The organism is Microbispora sp. CL1-1 (genome assembly GCF_012034195.1).
Taxonomy (GTDB): domain Bacteria; phylum Actinomycetota; class Actinomycetes; order Streptosporangiales; family Streptosporangiaceae; genus Microbispora.
Genome location: NZ_JAATEK010000001.1, coordinates 390026 through 406532, shown reverse-complemented (window position 1 = coordinate 406532; position 16507 = coordinate 390026). Strand labels below are relative to the sequence as shown.

Annotated in this window: 13 protein-coding genes; 1 reads left to right on the top strand and 12 read right to left on the bottom strand. The window is 71.9% G+C overall.

Translation table 11 applies throughout. The features are described 5' to 3' along the window. Positions 1-7: 7 nt before the first annotated feature. Entirely contained in the window at positions 8-4534 is a 4527-nt protein-coding gene (gene gltB / locus HCK04_RS01845; protein WP_142645084.1) for a glutamate synthase large subunit, read from the bottom strand. 158 nt (positions 4535-4692) lie between these two features. Between gltB and HCK04_RS01840 the strand changes: the two genes are divergently transcribed. Next, entirely contained in the window at positions 4693-6252 is a 1560-nt protein-coding gene (locus HCK04_RS01840) for a bis-aminopropyl spermidine synthase family protein (RefSeq protein WP_205829679.1), read from the top strand. 149 nt (positions 6253-6401) lie between these two features. On the opposite strand, the gene HCK04_RS01835 is transcribed toward HCK04_RS01840, so the two are convergent. The 11 genes from HCK04_RS01835 to HCK04_RS01785 all read right to left on the bottom strand — a co-directional run bounded on the left by HCK04_RS01835 (position 6402) and on the right by HCK04_RS01785 (position 16129). Further along, the gene (locus HCK04_RS01835) at positions 6402-7325 is read right to left on the bottom strand and encodes a hypothetical protein (RefSeq protein ID WP_168065549.1); all 924 of its coding nucleotides are present in this window, start codon (positions 7323-7325) and stop codon (positions 6402-6404) included. After that, on the bottom strand, positions 7322-8041 hold the full coding sequence (locus HCK04_RS01830; protein WP_142645083.1) for a VIT1/CCC1 transporter family protein: 720 nt from the start codon (positions 8039-8041) through the stop codon (positions 7322-7324). Before HCK04_RS01830 ends, HCK04_RS01835 begins: the two co-directional genes overlap by 4 nt. Beyond that, on the bottom strand, positions 8038-9096 hold the full coding sequence (gene lgt / locus HCK04_RS01825; protein WP_142645082.1) for a prolipoprotein diacylglyceryl transferase: 1059 nt from the start codon (positions 9094-9096) through the stop codon (positions 8038-8040). The genes HCK04_RS01830 and lgt overlap by 4 nt, the downstream gene beginning before the upstream one ends. A 204-nt stretch (positions 9097-9300) precedes the next feature. Then, positions 9301-10053 carry a GPR1/FUN34/YaaH family transporter gene (locus HCK04_RS01820; protein ID WP_142645081.1) on the bottom strand — a complete coding sequence of 251 codons (753 nt, stop codon included), beginning with the start codon at positions 10051-10053 and terminating at the stop codon, positions 9301-9303. Positions 10054-10444: 391 nt separating this feature from the next. Then, positions 10445-11191: a thioredoxin domain-containing protein gene (locus tag HCK04_RS01815; RefSeq protein ID WP_142645080.1), complete on the bottom strand. Its 747-nt coding sequence runs from the start codon at positions 11189-11191 to the stop codon at positions 10445-10447. Between the two features lie 51 nt (positions 11192-11242). Continuing rightward, positions 11243-11809, bottom strand: a complete 567-nt coding sequence (locus tag HCK04_RS01810; RefSeq protein ID WP_142645079.1) for a DoxX family protein — start codon at positions 11807-11809, stop codon at positions 11243-11245. A gap of 137 nt (positions 11810-11946) precedes the next feature. After that, the gene (gene trpA / locus HCK04_RS01805; RefSeq protein ID WP_142645078.1) at positions 11947-12741 is read right to left on the bottom strand and encodes a tryptophan synthase subunit alpha; all 795 of its coding nucleotides are present in this window, start codon (positions 12739-12741) and stop codon (positions 11947-11949) included. Between the two features lie 22 nt (positions 12742-12763). After that, positions 12764-13990 (bottom strand): tryptophan synthase subunit beta, encoded by a 1227-nt coding sequence (trpB, locus tag HCK04_RS01800; RefSeq protein ID WP_142645231.1) that lies wholly within the window; start codon positions 13988-13990, stop codon positions 12764-12766. Positions 13991-14034: 44 nt separating this feature from the next. Continuing rightward, complete coding sequence (trpC, locus tag HCK04_RS01795) at positions 14035-14859, bottom strand: indole-3-glycerol phosphate synthase TrpC (RefSeq protein ID WP_142645077.1); 825 nt, start codon at positions 14857-14859, stop codon at positions 14035-14037. A gap of 144 nt (positions 14860-15003) precedes the next feature. Continuing rightward, positions 15004-15429 carry a DUF2752 domain-containing protein gene (locus tag HCK04_RS01790; protein ID WP_142645076.1) on the bottom strand — a complete coding sequence of 142 codons (426 nt, stop codon included), beginning with the start codon at positions 15427-15429 and terminating at the stop codon, positions 15004-15006. A 10-nt stretch (positions 15430-15439) separates the two neighbouring features. Then, positions 15440-16129 carry an RDD family protein gene (locus HCK04_RS01785; RefSeq protein ID WP_142645075.1) on the bottom strand — a complete coding sequence of 230 codons (690 nt, stop codon included), beginning with the start codon at positions 16127-16129 and terminating at the stop codon, positions 15440-15442. Between the last annotated feature and the right edge of the window lie 378 nt (positions 16130-16507).

The window sequence follows — 16507 nt, the reverse complement described above, 5'->3', positions numbered from 1 at the left end:
ATCGGCGTCACCCGTGGGCGGCGGTCATGACCGCCTCGTCGATGTCGCGGCCCTCGGCCTCGGCGGCGGCCCGCGCCTGCAGGACCCGCTTGTAGTCCGACGGCATGACCTTGGAGAAGCGGCCGAGCGCGGTGTCCCACTCGGCGAGCAGGGCCTTGGCCACCGTGGACCCGGTCTCCGCGAAGTGCTTCTCGACGATCTCGCGCAGGAATTCGGCGTCGTCGTCGTCCAGCGCCTCCAGCTCGACCATCTCGCGGTTGACCCGCTCGGACCGCAGGTCGAGCACGTAGGCGACGCCGCCCGACATGCCGGCGGCGAAGTTGCGGCCGGTCGGGCCGAGGACGACGGCCCGGCCGCCGGTCATGTACTCGCAGCCGTGGTCGCCCACGCCCTCCACGACGGCGGTCGCGCCGGAGTTGCGCACGCAGAACCGCTCGCCCACGATGCCGCGGACGAAGACCTCGCCGGACGTCGCGCCGTAGAGGCCGACGTTGCCGGAGATGACCTGCGTCTCGGCCTCGAACGGCGCGTCGGGGTGCGGGCGGACGACGATGCGGCCGCCCGACAGGCCCTTGCCGAGGTAGTCGTTGGCGTCGCCGGTCAGCCGCAGCGTGATGCCGCGCGGCACGAACGCGCCGAACGAGTTGCCCGCCGAGCCGGTGAACGACACGTCGATCGTGTTGTCCGGCAGGCCGGCCCCGCCGTACCGCTTGGTCACCTCGTGGCCGAGCATCGTGCCGACCGTACGGTTGACGTTGCGGATGGGCAGCTCCAGCGTCACCGGCTCGCCGAGGTTCAGCGCGCCCTCGGCAAGCTGGATCAGCGTGTTGTCCAGCGCCTTGTCGAGCCCGTGGTCCTGCTCGACGACCTTGCGGCGCGGGGTGCCCTCGGGCAGCTCCGGCTGGTGCAGGATCGGCGACAGGTCGAGGCCGGAGGCCTTCCAGTGCTCGACCGCCTGGGTGGTGTCGAGCAGGTCGGCCCGCCCGATCACCTCGTCGAGCGAGCGGTAGCCGAGCTCGGCGAGGTACTCGCGCACCTCCTGGGCGATGAACTCGAAGAAGTTCACCACGAACTCGGGCTTGCCGGTGAACCGCTTGCGCAGCTCGGGATTCTGGGTGGCCACGCCCACCGGACAGGTGTCGAGGTGGCAGACCCGCATCATGACGCAGCCGGAGACGACCAGCGGAGCGGTGGCGAAGCCGTACTCCTCGGCGCCGAGCAGCGCCGCGATGATCACGTCGCGGCCGGTCTTGAGCTGGCCGTCGGCCTGGACGACGATGCGGTCGCGCAGCCCGTTGAGCAGCAGCGTCTGCTGGGTCTCGGCGAGGCCGAGCTCCCAGGGGGCGCCGGCGTGCTTGATCGAGGTCAGCGGTGAGGCGCCGGTGCCGCCGTCGTGGCCGGAGATCAGCACGACGTCGGCGTGTGCCTTGCTGACGCCCGCCGCCACGGTCCCGACCCCGACCTCGGCCACCAGCTTCACGTGGACGCGGGCGCGCGGGTTGGAGTTCTTCAGGTCGTGGATGAGCTGGGCCAGGTCCTCGATCGAGTAGATGTCGTGGTGCGGCGGCGGCGAGATGAGGCCGACGCCGGGCGTGGAGTGCCGGGTCCTGGCGATCCACGGATACACCTTGTGGCCTGGCAGCTGGCCGCCCTCGCCGGGCTTGGCGCCCTGCGCCATCTTGATCTGCAGGTCGTCGGCGTTGACCAGGTATTCGCTGGTCACACCGAAGCGGCCGGAGGCCACCTGCTTGATCGCGCTGCGCCGCTCGGGGTCGTACAGCCGCTCGGGGTCCTCGCCGCCCTCACCGGTGTTCGACTTGGCGCCGAGCCGGTTCATCGCGATGGCCAGCGTCTCGTGCGCCTCCATGGAGATGGAGCCGTACGACATGGCGCCGGTGGAGAACCGCTTGACGATCGACTCGACCGGCTCGACCTCCTCGATCGGCACGGGCGCGCCGGCGGGACGCAGCTTGAACAGGCCGCGCAGCGTCATGAGCTTCTCGGACTGCCCGTCCACGAGGGACGTGTACTCCTTGAAGATCTCGTAACGCCGGGTGCGGGTGGAGTGCTGCAGCTTGAAGACGGTGGTCGGGTTGAACAGGTGCGGCTCGCCCTCGCGGCGCCACTGGTATTCGCCGCCGACCTCCAGCCGCCGGTGCGGGTTCTCCGCGCGCGGGTAGGCCCGCGCGTGCCGCTCCAGCGCCTCCGTGGCGAGCACGTCGAAGCCGACGCCGCCGAGGCGGGAGGTGGTGCCGGTGAAGCACTGGTCGATGACCTCGGTGCCGAGGCCGAGGGCCTCGAAGATCTGCGCGCCGGTGTAGGAGGCGACCGTGGACACGCCCATCTTGGACATGACCTTCAGCACGCCCTTGCCGTACGCCTTGATCAGGTTGCGCACGGCCTTGCGCGGGTCGAGGTCGAGCTGACCGGTGGCGATCATGTCCTCGACCGTCTCGATCGCGAGGTAGGGGTTGATCGCGCTCGCGCCGTAGCCGATGAGCAGCGCCATGTGGTGGCACTCGCGGGCCTCGCCGGTCTCGATCACGAGCCCGACCCGGGTGCGGGACTTCTCCCGGATGAGGTGGTGGTGCACCGCGCCGGTGAGCAGCAGCGACGGGATCGGCGCCTTCTCGCGGGACGACCCGCGGTCGGACAGCACGATGATCCGCGCGCCGTCCTCGATGGCCCGGGAGACCTCCTGGCGGATCTCCTCCAGCCGCCGCACCAGCGCCTCGCCGCCGCCGGCCGCGTCGAACAGGCCGGACACGACGTACGGCTGGAAGCCGGGCAGCGCGCCCTCGTCGTTGATGTGGATGATCTTGGCGAGCTCGTCGTTGTCGATCACCGGGTAGGGCAGCACGAGCCGGCGGCACGAGGCCGGGCCGGGGTCGAGCAGGTTGCCCTCGGGGCCGATCGTCGACTGCAGCGAGGTGACGAGCTCCTCGCGGATGGCGTCCAGCGGCGGGTTGGTGACCTGCGCGAACAGTTGGCTGAAGTAGTCGAACAGCAGCCTCGGCTTCTCGCTCAGCACCGCCACCGGGGTGTCGGTGCCCATCGAGCCGATCGGCTCGGCGCCGTTCTTGGCCATCGGCCCGAGGATGACCCGCAGCTCCTCCTGCGTGTAGCCGAAGGTCTGCTGCCGCTTGACCAGCGCCTCGTGGGTCGGGTGCTCGTGCTCGCGCTCGGGCAGCTCCTCGAAGCGGACCAGGCCCGCGTGCAGCCACTCGCCGTACGGCTCGGCGGCGGCGAGCTCGGCCTTGATCTCGTCGTCCTCGATGATCCGGCCGCGCGCGGTGTCGACCAGGAACATGCGGCCCGGCTGCAGGCGGCCCTTGCGGACGACCTTCTCCTGCGGGATGTCGGACAGCACGCCCGCCTCGGAGGCGAGCACGACCAGGCCGTCGTCGGTGACCCAGAACCGGCCGGGACGCAGGCCGTTGCGGTCGAGGACCGCGCCGACCAGGGTGCCGTCGGAGAAGGTGATCGACGCGGGGCCGTCCCACGCCTCCATGAGGGTGGAGTGGAACTCGTAGAAGGCCCGGCGGGCCGGGTCCATCTCGGTGTGGTTCTCCCACGCCTCCGGGATCATCATCAGCACGGCGTGCGGCAGCGACCGGCCGCCGAGGTGCAGCAGCTCCAGCGTCTCGTCGAACGAGGCGGTGTCGGAGCCGTCGGGGTCGCAGATCGGGAACAGCCGCCGCAGGTCGCCCGGGATCAGGCCGGTGGCGAGCATGGCCTCGCGGGCCCGCATCCAGTTGCGGTTGCCGCGCACGGTGTTGATCTCGCCGTTGTGCGCGATGTAGCGGTAGGGGTGCGCCAGCGGCCAGGAGGGGAAGGTGTTGGTCGAGAAGCGCGAGTGCACCAGCGCGATGGCGCTGACGTAGCGCTCGTCGGACAGGTCGGCGAAGAACGGCTCGACCTGCAGCGAGGTCAGCATGCCCTTGTAGACGATGGTCCGCGAGGACAGCGAGGCGAAGTAGACGTCCGCCTCGTGCTCGGCCCGCTTGCGGAAGGCGAACACGATCCGGTCGAGGTCGACGCCGGTCTCGCCGCCGGGCGAGGTCACGAACAGCTGCGCGAAGTGCGGCATGACCGCACGGGCGGTGGCGCCGGGCAGGTCGCGGTCCACCGGCAGGTCGCGCCAGCCGAGGACGGTGACGCCCTCCTCGGCGGCGATCTGCTCGATGAGGCCGATCGCGGTCTGCCTGGCCTGCTCGTCCAGCGGCAGGAACGCGGTGCCCGCGGCGTACGCGCCCTCCGCGGGAAGCTCGAAGTCCACGACGCCGCGGAAGAACGCGTCGGGGATCTGGGTGAGGATGCCCGCGCCGTCGCCGGTGTCCGGCTCGCTGCCGCTCGCACCCCGGTGATCGAGGTTGCGGAGCGCGGTCAGTGCCTTGGCGACGATGTCGTAGCTGCGGCGGCCCGCGACATCGGCCACCATGGCTACGCCACAGGCGTCATGTTCGAAACCGGGGTCGTAGAGTCCCTGGGGCTCGGGGAGACCTCCGGAAAGGCCAAGGCGGGCAGCAGGCATGTAGTCACTCCCGTCGTCAACGTCTGCGTGGAACAGAGGGACGACGCTGGCCCTGCTGCGGTTGTGGTGCTTAGAGATTACAACACGCTGCCGGAATAGTGCCCCCCAGGTCCGCTTCGCGAACCTTCACAGGCCAGCGCCGTGGATATGGTTTGCGCATGGGTGGTCATGAGGCGATCGACGAACTGCTGGCGGAGGCCGGAGTGGACGGCCTGCGCCTGCGCGGAGCGCTGTCGCTCCTGTCCGACGGCCGCTGGTGGACCCTGGCAGACCTGGTCCGGGATACCGCGACGTCGCGGCGGACGATCGAGTCGCTGCTTCGGGTGCTCCCCCTTGAGCACAGCGGCGACCGTGTCCGTATTCCCAGGGATCAGGCCAACCGCTACAACGTCTGGACGGATACGGATATTTCCGGTCTCGGGAATCCGGTCGCCGGAATGGTCGCGGAGCACGCCGAGACGCTCGGCCGCCTGGAGACCCTGATCGCCAAGGCGCCCCGGGGACGGCACGCGCTCGACCACGTCTCCGCGACCGCCGAGACCGTGCTGCGCCGCGCCCTCCTGCTGGGACGGCGGTTCTGGCTCCCCGGCGCCCGCCTGCTGTGCGTCGGCGACCACGACCTGACCTCGCTGGCCGTACGGATGGTCCATCCGGAGGCCGAGGTCGCCGTGGCCGACATCGACGACCGCATCCTGGAGTACATCGACGCCCAGGACCTCGGGGTGCGCACCCGCTGGGCCGACCTGCGCCTCGGCCTGCCGCCGTCGCTGCGCGGCTGGGCCGACCTCGCGATCACCGACCCGCCGTACACGCCCGAGGGGATCGGGCTGTTCGCCGCCCGGGCCGCCGAGGGCCTGCGCGACCGCGACCAGGGGCGGATCCTCGTGGCGTACGGCGCCTCCGAGCGCACCCCGATGCTCGCGCTGAAGGTGCAGAAGGCCCTGTTCGACCTCAACCTGCTGCACGAGGCGATATTTCCGCACTTCAATCGGTATCACGGGGCGGAGGCCATCGGCAGCGCGGCGGACCTGTACGTGCTGCGGCCCACCACGAAGACGTGGCCGGCGATCGCCTCCCGGCTCGACCGCCTCGCCACCGCCATCTACACGCAGGGCCCGCAGGCCGTCGAGTCCGCCCCGGCGGCGCCGCCGGACGAGGCGGCCGTGGCGGCGTTCGGACCGGACCTGCTCGCCGGCGACTGGCCGCGCGGCCTGCTGCCGAAGGTGCCGCGCACCCGGCTCGCCACCCTGCTGGCCAAGCCGTACGCCGCCAGCCCCGAGCGGGTGGCGATCGCCGTGCCGGCCGGGCTCGAGGCGGCGCTGCCCCGCCTGATGCTCGCGACGCGCGCCCGGCACGTGCGCGTGCTCACCGCGGGTCCTGTGGCGGACGTGGTCACCGACCTGCCCGCGCTCGCCCGCCTGCTCTCCCCCGTCTATCGCCTGGCCGCCGAGGGCCACGTCCTCGACGCCGTACGGCTCCCGCCCCCGGACGGCGGGCAGGACCGGGTGGTGCGCAGGATCATGGACAGCGCGCACGGGAAGACCGGCAACGCCTGGCGCGAGGCGTTGACCGAGACGGCCGGGCTCACCAAGCGGCAGGCCAGGGCCGCCGTCGAGGAGGCCGCGCCGTGGGCCCTCGACGCCGCCCCGCTCGAACTCCCCCTCCACCGCCTCAGCGGGCTGGCGGCACAGGTGACGGCACAGGTGACGACCGGCTGACGGTCCCATTAGGGCGCGGATCGCCGCGCCCGGCCCCAGCGGAGCACGGCCCCAGCTCAGCCGAACCGCCGTGATCCACAACCCACACGTCCTCGTCTGGCGGCCGGCCCGACATCGGCCGGCCGTCTGACGACTACATGACCGGCGCTCTAGGGTTCGAGGGACGACTGCGCCGAGGTCGCCGTCGCGGACGGGGACGCCGCGGGAGAGGAGCCGGGTTCGGAGGGCGGCTCCTCGGACGGCTGCGCGGTGTCTTCCGGGCCCGGCGGCTGCGCGGGGTCCGACGGCACTCCCGTCACCTTCACCACGCGCCGGAAGATCGCCTTCTCGGCCTCGCGCACGGCCAGCCCGAGCATGATGAAGTCGTCCTTCTCTCCCGGTTCCGCGCCGTCGGTCCGGCCGATCCAGGTCACCCCGAGGTAGTGCCCCAGGACGTAGGCGTTGCCCTCGCTGTAGGTGCCGAACTTCGCCCGCGCCGACTCCAGCGGCTGCACCCAGGCGCCCCGGTAGAGCGACGCCAGCGACTTCGCCAGCGTGTCCGCCGCCGTGACGTCCGCCAGGTTGAACAGGGTGTACTGCGCGGCGTACACGCCGTCGGCCGTGCCGTACAGGCCGCGTACGGCCTGGCTGCATCCGGCCTCGGCCAGCGCGTCGGCGAGATCGACTCCCCACACGGCGCCCGCGCACGACTGGTCGAGGCGGCTGGCGAGCCTGCGCAGCGTGACCTTCCCGGAGGTGAGCGTCCGCGCGCCGAACACCTCCTGAGCGGTCAGCGGCGCGGTGTCGGCCTTCCTGTCGGCGATCGGGGCCAGTTCCTGCACCGTCGGCCAGGGCTGGAAGGTCGCGGGCAGGCCCTCCCCCGACACGTCGCCCGACGCCTCGGCCGGTTGCGACTGCCCGCCGCCGATCGCGTTGACCACCAGCGTCAGCACGAGGGCGATCGCCAGCACTCCCACGGCGCTGACCGACCACACGACCACACGCTGCTGCCGGTCGTCCAGCCCGAGGTCGGAGAGCGCGGCCCCGGTCCGCCCCTCGGCCGGCGCCGGCGACCGGCGCTTGCGCTTGGTCATAGACCGCCGGTTCCAATCAGCGAGCCCAGTCCCCAGGTCAGCGAGGCCGCCACGGCCCCCACCACGAGCTGGCGCAGGCCGCTGAACCACCAGCTGCGGGCCGTCACCCGGGATACCACGGCGCCCGCGGCGAACAGCGCCGCCATCGACACCGCGGCCGAGATCCACAAGCCCCGCACGCCCAGCAGGTAGGGCAGGAGCGGCACCAGCGCCCCGAGGCTGAACGACAGGAACGACGACACGGCGGCCACCACGGGCGAGGGCAGGTCGTCGGGGTCCACGCCCAGCTCGGCCCGCGTGTGGACCGCCAGGGCCTCCTCCGGGTTGCGGGAGATCTGCCGGGCGACCTCCCTGGCGGTCTCCGGGTCCACGCCCCGCGCCTCGTACATCCGGGCGAGCTCGACCTCCTCGGCCTCGGGGTGCCGCTCCAGCTCCCGCCGCTCGACGTCGATCTCCGCCTGGGCGAGCTCGCGCTGGCTGGCGACCGACACGTACTCTCCGCCCGCCATGGAGAACGCTCCGGCGGCCAGGCCCGCGATGCCGGCGAGGGCGATGATCCTGGTCTCCGCGGTGCCGCCGGCGACGCCCGCGATCAACGCGAAGTTGGAGACCAGCCCGTCCATCGCGCCGAAGACCGCCGGGCGTAACCAACCGCCGGTGACGTCCCGATGCTCGTGGTGGATCTCGGCCCGCGCCCCCGTCGTGGCCTTCGTCATCGTTGGCCGGCCTCCGGTTCCGCCGCCGGGCCGTCGCTCGCGGCGCCCGCTCCCGCGGTCGCCGTCTGCTTGCCGGAGCCGGTGTCGCCGTCCGGCGGCAGGTCGTCGCCGGCGCCGTCTCGCGCCTCCGCGTCCTCCCGCTCCTCGCCGGAGACGAGCTCCGGCTCGTCGGCCTGGTCGCGTCCGTGGGCGGGATCGGCGGAATCGGCGGGGTCGTCGCCGGCGTCGCCGCTCTGCACGCCCAGCGGCTCCTCGCCCGTACGGTTGCGGGCCAGCCACAGGTATGCCAGCGCGCACAGGAAGATGAAGATCGAGGTCCACTGGTTCAGCCGCAGGCCGAGGATGTGGTGGGCGGGGTCCACCCGCAGCCCCTCGATCCAGAACCGGCCGAGCGTGTAGCCCGCGACGTACATCGCGAACACCCGGCCGTGCCGCAGGCTGAACCTGCGGGCGGCGAGGATCAGCACACCGGCGAGCGCGAGGTCCCACAGCGACTCGTACAGGAACGTCGGGTGATAGAGGGTCTCACCGGGGACGGTGCCCGGGCGGCCCGGCTCGATCTCCAGTGCCCACGGCAGGTCGGTCGGGCCGCCGAACAGCTCCTGGTTGAAGTAGTTGCCCCACCGGCCGATGGCCTGCGCCACGGCGACGCCGGGGGCGAGGGTGTCGGCGATGGCGGTGAAGGAGATGCCGCGCCGGCGGCAGCCGATCCATACGCCGAGCGCGCCGAGGGCGATCGCGCCCCAGATGCCGAGGCCGCCCTCCCAGATGAACAGCGCGTCGATCGGCCGTTTGGGCGCGTCCGAGCCGAAGTAGATCTGCCAGTCGGTGATGACGTGATAGAGGCGTCCGCCGACGAGGCCGAAGGGCACGGCCCAGACCGCGAGGTCGGTGATCGTTCCGGGGGCGCCGCCACGGGCGCGCCAGCGGCGTTCGCCGATCCAGACGGCGACGATGACGCCGAGCACGATGCACAGCGCGTACGCACGGATCGGGATCGGTCCGAGATTCCAGACCCCCTGTGACGGGCTGGGAATCGAGGCGAGGAGGGGCATGTAACGTGACGTTACCGCAAGAGAGGGCGGGTCCGGAGCGAGGTCGCGGGCAACCGTTCCGCGACCTGCGCCGACCGATCATCACACCTTGTTCAGGCCCCGGCGGCGGGCGTACGGCGGAGACCGGCCAGGCGCGCGACCGCCCGGCGGGCCTCCGCCACCGGCCAGGCGCCGGGCGGCCGGCACCATCTGCGTGGTCGAGCATCAGAGCTGGTCGCGGACGCCCGCCTCGCGTGCCAGGCCCTTGGTCTGGTCGCCCAGGTCGCCCCGGAGCGCCGTACGGGCCCGGCCGAGGCGGGCCACGGGAAGGAGCGCGCGCCCGTGCGTGTCCTCCAGCTCGAAGGCCAGCGCGGCGTAGTAGGCGGCGGCCGCGAGCACCAGACCTGCGACGCCCGCCGCGGTCCGCCATTCCGGGGACGCGGTGAGCTCGTAGACACCGGTGAGCGCGAACCTGGTGGCCGATATCGTCATCACGACGGCGGCCAGCAGCTTGGGCAGGCCCGCGAGGGCCGGGACGAGCATGGCCGCCGCGGCCGTGAGCAGAACGACGCCCAACGCCGGGTCGGCGGTGCCGGGCGCGGAGGTGCCGGGCGCGGAGGTGCCGGGCGCGGAGGTGCCGGGCGCGGAGGTGAGCGTGACGGCGCCGACCACCGCCCACGTTCCGGAGAGGATGCCCATCGCGGCCCCGGCGACCGGATCGCGGGCGAGGAAGGCGAGCACCGAGACGAGGAACTGCAGCGGCGCGGTGAACAGCAGCACGGCCAGGGCGGCGATATGCGCCTGCGCGGCGGACACCAGTCGAAGCTCCACGACGGCGAAGGCGGTCGTGGCCATGGCGAGGCCGAGGAACCCCAGCGGCAGCGGGCTGCCCATGGGCCGCAGGACGACACGGACGGGACCGGCCTGTCCGTCGTCCCGTCCGCCGGACCGCTCTCCCGGGAGGTCGCGCCCGCTCATCGCCCCGGCCGGGGCGCCACCCCGCGGTCTCGGTGGAAGACACCGCTCTTGTGGGCCTTCTTCACCGGTGTGGGCGGGCACGGCGCCTCCTCGCTCGGCTCACCGCCGCGGATTCGCCGGGCGCGGGCGGGAAACCGGCCGGACCGGCCCCTCCCCCCGCCTGTGGCGGAGCGTGTGACACCGCGCTCGATACCCCTGTCGCGGGAGCACCACGCGGCCCTTGCCCGATTCTTGGGGAGGGCCGCGTTCTCGGCGGGGGCCGCGCTCTCAGCGGGGGGGCGCGTTCTCAGTGGGGGGGCGCGTTCTCAGCGAGGACCTGCTCTCGGCCGGACCGCGTTCTCGGCGAGGACCGGCCCGGGACGGCCCGGGTGGGGGCCGTCCCGGCGGGAGGTCACTTGCCGGCGTTCTCCACCGCGTCACGCAGCGAGCTCGGCACGAAGGCGACGTTGCTGTCGAGTTCCTTGCCGTCGATCTTGAGGGTCGGCGTTCCCTGCAGCTTCTGCGCGGTCATGGTCTGCGACGAGAACTGCTGGTGCGCGGCCACGTTGCGCTGCTGCCGCACGCAGGTGTCGAAGTCGGGGGCGGTGACGCCGGCCTGCTTGCCCCACTTGATCAGCTCGTCGGCGGAGAAGCCGCTCACGGTCTCGCTCGGCTGGTTCTTGTAGAGCAGGTCGTGGAACGCCAGCCACTGCCGCCCGTCGGTGATGCAACGGGCCGCGGAGGCCGCGCGCAGCGAGTTGCTCTTGGTCGGGTCCTCCGTGAAGATCGTGATCGGGTGATACACGACCTTGGCCTTGCCCTCGGCGGCGAGGTTCTTCAGCGTCGAGCCGCTGGTCTCCTCGAACTGCTTGCAGGCCGGGCACTGGAAGTCCTCGAACACGTCGACCACGGGCTTGGTCACGCCGGCCTTGGCCATCACGACCGTGCCGTCCTTCTCCACGGTGACGGGTGCGACATTGCCGGTCGCCTCCTCCGAGGTTCCCTGCCGCACCGACCACACCGTGAAGGCTGCGGCGATCACGACGATCACCGCGATGGTGACGATCATCGTGATGCGCTTGCGCTGCTCCTGCTTGCGCAGGGCCTCGCGCTGGGCCGCGATCCGGGCCCTGGCCGCCTCACTCGTCCGCTTGCTCACGAAGCTTCCCCCCTGGCTGTTTTCACGGCCGCGTGCCGCCGTCGTACGCGGTCACGCGGCGTCGTCCTCGCCGTCCGAACCGTCCGCGTCCGCTGTTTCCCGCTCCCCCGTGAAGCCCAGCGCGGAGTCCAGCGACAGACGGCCGGACGGCCTGACCACGATCCACGCCGCGCAGAGCAGCAGCCCGAGGTCGCGCATCAGCTCCCAGAAGTAGTTCGGATCCTGTCCGGCGGCGAGCGTGCCGTCCCCGCCGAAGCAGCCGCAGTCGATGCGCAGCCCCCGGGCCCAGGCCGACGCGATGCCGATGACGAACGCCACCATCAGCACCCCGCCGACGACCGCCACCGCGCGCGTGAACAGGCCGACGAGCAGCAGCAGGCCCGTGATGATCTCCAGCACGGGCAGGCCGTATCCCACGACCTGCGCGACGGAGTCGGGCAGAAGTTGATAGGCCCGCACCGCCTGGACCGACAACGCGGGCGCTCCGATCTTGAGCGCCCCGGCGACGATCAGTACGCCGGCGAGCACGACCCGTGCGGCGGTCGTGACCCAGGAGAGCACGGGTTTCGCGGGCTGTAACCGTTCGGACACCGAGGCGCCGGATGCCAACTGAACCATGAGTCTCCTCGCCCGGTAGGCAACACCGACTGAACAGTACCGGGACCCAACCTCACCATGTGCTGGATAAGAGCATGGTAAGCCGCCTTATCTTGGCTGCTCACGGCGCATGTACGGGAAGGAAACCCCAGGGCGGCTCAGCGCCGGACACCCCTGGCGAGTTCGGACGCGAGCTCGCGTACCGCCGCAAGACCGGACTTCTCGTCCGGCGCGTCGAGCAGGCGCCGGATGAAGGCGGACCCGACGATGACGCCGTCGGCGTACGCCGCGACCTCGGCGGCCTGGGCGCCGTTGCCGACGCCGAGACCGACGCAGACGGGCAGCGACGTGTTCGCCCTGGTCCGCTTGACCAGGCCCTCCGCCGCCGAGCTCACGGACTCCCTGGCACCGGTCACGCCCATCAGCGAGGCCGCGTACACGAAGCCCGTGCAGCAGGCGGCGACCCGGGCGATGCGCTCGTCCGGCGAGCTGGGCGCGACGAGGAAGACCGTGTCGATGCCGGCGTCCTTGCTCGCGGCGAGCCAGGGCTCGGACTCCTCGGGCGTCAGGTCCGGCGTGATGGTCCCGACGCCGCCCGCCGACGCGAGGTCGCGCGCGAAGCGCTCGGCGCCGTAGCGGTCGATCGGGTTCCAGTAGGTCATGACCAGCGTCGCGGCCCCCGACTTCGCCACGCCCTCGACGGTGCGCAGCACGTCGGCGATGCGGGTGCCGTTGGTCAGCGATCGGTGGACCGCGTCCTGGATGGTCGGGCCGTCCATGAGCGGATCGGAGTACGGCAGGCCGATCTCGATCACGTCGCAGCCGGCCTCGACCATCGCGGTCGCCGCGGCGACCGCGCCGTCCTTGGTCGGGAAGCCCGCCGGCAGGTAGCCGACGAGCGCGGCCCTGTCCTCGGCACGGGCCTTGTCGAACACCGCGTGGAGTGTCGTCATCGGGATGCCCTATCGATGCTGATCAGAGGTTGAAGTACTTCATCGCGGTGCCCATGTCCTTGTCACCGCGGCCCGACAGGTTCACCAGGATGAGAGCGTCGGGGCCGAGCTCGCGGCCCAGCCGCAGCGCGCCCGCGAGCGCGTGCGAGGACTCGATGGCCGGGATGATGCCCTCGGTGCGGGCGAGCAGGGCGAAGGCCTCCATGGCCTCCGCGTCGGTCACGCCCTCGTAGGTGGCCCGGCCGGTGTCCTTGAGCCACGCGTGCTCCGGGCCCACACCGGGGTAGTCGAGGCCGGCCGAGATCGAGTGGGACTCGATCGTCTGGCCCTCCTCGTCCTGCAGGACGTAGGTGCGGGCGCCGTGCAGCACGCCGACGCTGCCCTCGGTCAGGGTCAGCGCGTGCTCGCCGGTCTCCGCGCCCCGGCCGCCGGCCTCGTAGCCGTACAGCCGGACGTCCTGGTCCTCGACGAAGGCGTGGAAGACGCCGATGGCGTTCGAGCCGCCGCCGACGGCGGCGCAGACGGCGTCCGGCAGCCTGCCGGTGAGCTCCAGGACCTGACGGCGGGCCTCCACGCCGATGATCCTGGCGAAGTCGCGCACGATCTCAGGGAACGGGTGCGGACCCGCGACGGTGCCGAACAGGTAGTGGGTGTGGTCGACGTTGGTGACCCAGTCGCGGAACGCCTCGTTGATGGCGTCCTTGAGAGTCTGGCTGCCGTTGGTGACGGGCACGACCGTCGCGCCGAGGAGCTTCATCCTGGCGACGTTGAGCGCCTGGCGCTCGCAGTCGACGGCGCCCATGTAGATGACGCACTCCAGGCCCATGAGCGCCGCGGCGGTGGCGGTGGCCACGCCGTGCTGGCCCGCCCCGGTCTCCGCGATGACGCGCCGCTTGCCCAGCCGCTTGGTCAGCAGCGCCTGGCCGAGCACGTTGTTGATCTTGTGTGCGCCCGTGTGGGTGAGGTCCTCGCGCTTGAGCAGGATCCGCGCGCCGCCCGCGTGCTCGGCGAACCGCGGCACCTCGGTCAGCGTCGTGGGACGGCCGGCGTACGTGCGCAGCAGGTGGTCGAACTCGCGCAGGAAGCCCAGGTCGGTCTTGGCCTTCTCGTACTCCGCGGCGACCTCGTCGAGGGCCGGGATGAGCGCCTCCGGAACATACCTGCCGCCGAAGATGCCGAACTTGCCGTTGATGTCCGGGTCGTTGCCGTGGACGCCGTTGCCGGCCAGGTCCGCGGGGGTGAGGATCATCCCCTCCGTCGCGGTCACGTGGCCTCCTTCCGATGCGCTGTCGTTCACGAGTGCCTCTCGGAGCCGGTGTCCTGCCGGGAGGCCGGGTGGGCGCCCGCGGTCACGAGGTCGTTGACCGCCGCCTTGGGGTCCCTGCCGGTGACCAGGCTCTCGCCGACCAGGACGGCGTCCGCCCCCGCCCTCGCGTACGCGAGCAGGTCGTGCGGGCCGCGCACCCCGGACTCGGCGACCTTGATGACGCCGTCCGGCACCTTGGGCGCGAGCTTGGCGAACACCTCGCGGTCCACCTCAAGCGTCTTGAGGTTGCGGGCGTTCACCCCGATGATCTTGGCGCCGGCGTCGACCGCCCGGGCCAGCTCCTCCTCGGTGTGCACCTCGACGAGCGGGGCGAGCCCGATCGACTCGGCCCGCTCGATCAGCGAGACGAGCGCCTGCTGGTCGAGGGCCGCCACGATGAGCAGGGCGAGGTCGGCGCCGTGCGCCCTGGCCTCCCACAGCTGGTAGGAGGTGACGATGAAGTCCTTGCGCAGGACGGGGATGTCCACGGCCGCGCGCACGGCCGCGAGGTCGGCGAGCGTGCCGCCGAACCTGCGCCGCTCCGTGAGCACGCTGATGACGTGGGCGCCGCCCTCCTCGTAGTCCGCCGCGAGGGCGGCGGGGTCGGCGATCGCGGCGAGCGCGCCCTTCGAGGGGCTCGACCGCTTCACCTCCGCGATGACCGACACCCGGTCGCCGCCGAGCGCGGCGTAGGCGTCCCGGGGTTCGGGTGCGCGGGCGGCGAGCCGCTTGAGCTCTTCGATCGGCACGTCGCGCTGCCGCTCCTCGAGGTCCTCCCGGACGCCCGAGATGATGTCCTCAAGAACACTCACGCGTCCTCCTCGCCTTCGGCTCGGAGCTCACGCGATCTGCCTGTCCGCTCGCTCACGCGTAAGGGTCCCTCCGGTCGGCTGCTCTGCGTGTCCTGCCCTGCGATGGTATCGGCCCGTCTCGCGTCGAGCCGCCACCGGGTCGATTCACGGTGCGAGGAATTGCCCGAAAGGCGTATTACGCACCACCCCGAAGACGGCCGCGACGGCGAGGAGTCCCCACAGGTACGCGAGGCGCGCGCTGTCCGGGCGCATGGGCCGTCCCTGCCATGATCGTAACGCCCATCGGGCCCACAACGTGATTACGACAGGAACGCAGAAGACAAAGAGCAGGTTCATCCGCGCCGCCCCGGCGATGTCGGCGTGGGCGAGGTCGTGCACGGCGCGCAGCGCGCCGCACCCGGGGCAGTAGAGGCCGGTCAGGTAATAGAGCGGGCAGACGGGGTAGTGACCCGGTTCGTGCGGGTCGACCACCGCCAGGCATGTCACCGCCGCGGCCAGAACGACCGCGGCGCCGAACGGCGCGCACAGCGACCGCACCCGGTCGCGCACGCGCCGTCCGGTGACTTCCATGGAGGTCAGCCTAACGCGGGGCGCGCACGACCACGGTGCCGACGATCTTGTCGGCGAAGGTCTGGCGCTTGGCGTCCCAGAGCGGCCACAGGTAGCCGATGTAGCAGGGCAGGCCGTCCACGATGTGGCAGATGTACCGGACGACGGCCATGCCGAATCCGATGTACTCGCCGGTCTGCTCCTTGACCGTCTGGATGCCGACGACCTTCTTGCCGACCGTCTGGCCGGTGGTGCCCTCCTTGTGCTTCAGCCACAGGCCCAGGCCGAGGGCGACGACGATGGCCAGGAGGGAGAGCACCAGGCCGATGCCGAAGCCGGAGCCGACCTGGCCGGTCTCCTGGTCCACCGAGCCGGCGCTCAGGGCGCTGCCGATGATGCTCAGGATCCAGGTGGGGACGCCGACGATGAGGCCGTCGATCAGCGTGGCGCCGACGCGCAGGCCCCAGTGCGCGAGCTCGGGAGCCGGGTAGCCCCCGGGCTGGCCGTACGCGCCGCCGTACTGGGCGCCGTACTGACCGCCGTACTGGTCACCGGCGGGCGTGGACGGGTAGCCCTGCGGCGGCGGGTAACCGCCACCCTGGGGGTAGCCGCCCTGGGGAGGCGGGTAGCCGCCCTGCGGCGGGGGGTAGCCGCCCTGCGGGCCGGGCTGGTTCTGCGGGTAACCACCCGGGTTGTAGCCCGGGTCGTTGCCGTACGTCATGGAATGCTCCTGCGTGAGTGGGGAAAAGGGGTCTCGGATCTTCTCAGCGCGACAAGACCGGAGACGGCCCCGAGAATCCGCGGAGCGCCGCATGGAGACGGGCCGGGGATGCCGGAGAGAAGTGACGCGACGACCACGCCGTTGCCGCCCGCGCCGGAAGGTGGCCGGCGCTGATGCGGACCGGACGGAGGAGATGGCGACGACCGCCGGACACCGGCGGCAGGTCACCCCGGCCGGGCCGGCGGCCGTGGCCGCCTGTGCCGCCCAGCCGACTCCCGTGGCTCATTCGGTCTCCTACGCGACGATCAGAGGTCGGCGGGAAGCCTATCGGCAGCAGGGCGGCCGGCCGGGGCAAGACTTAGCTTTGTGGACAATTTG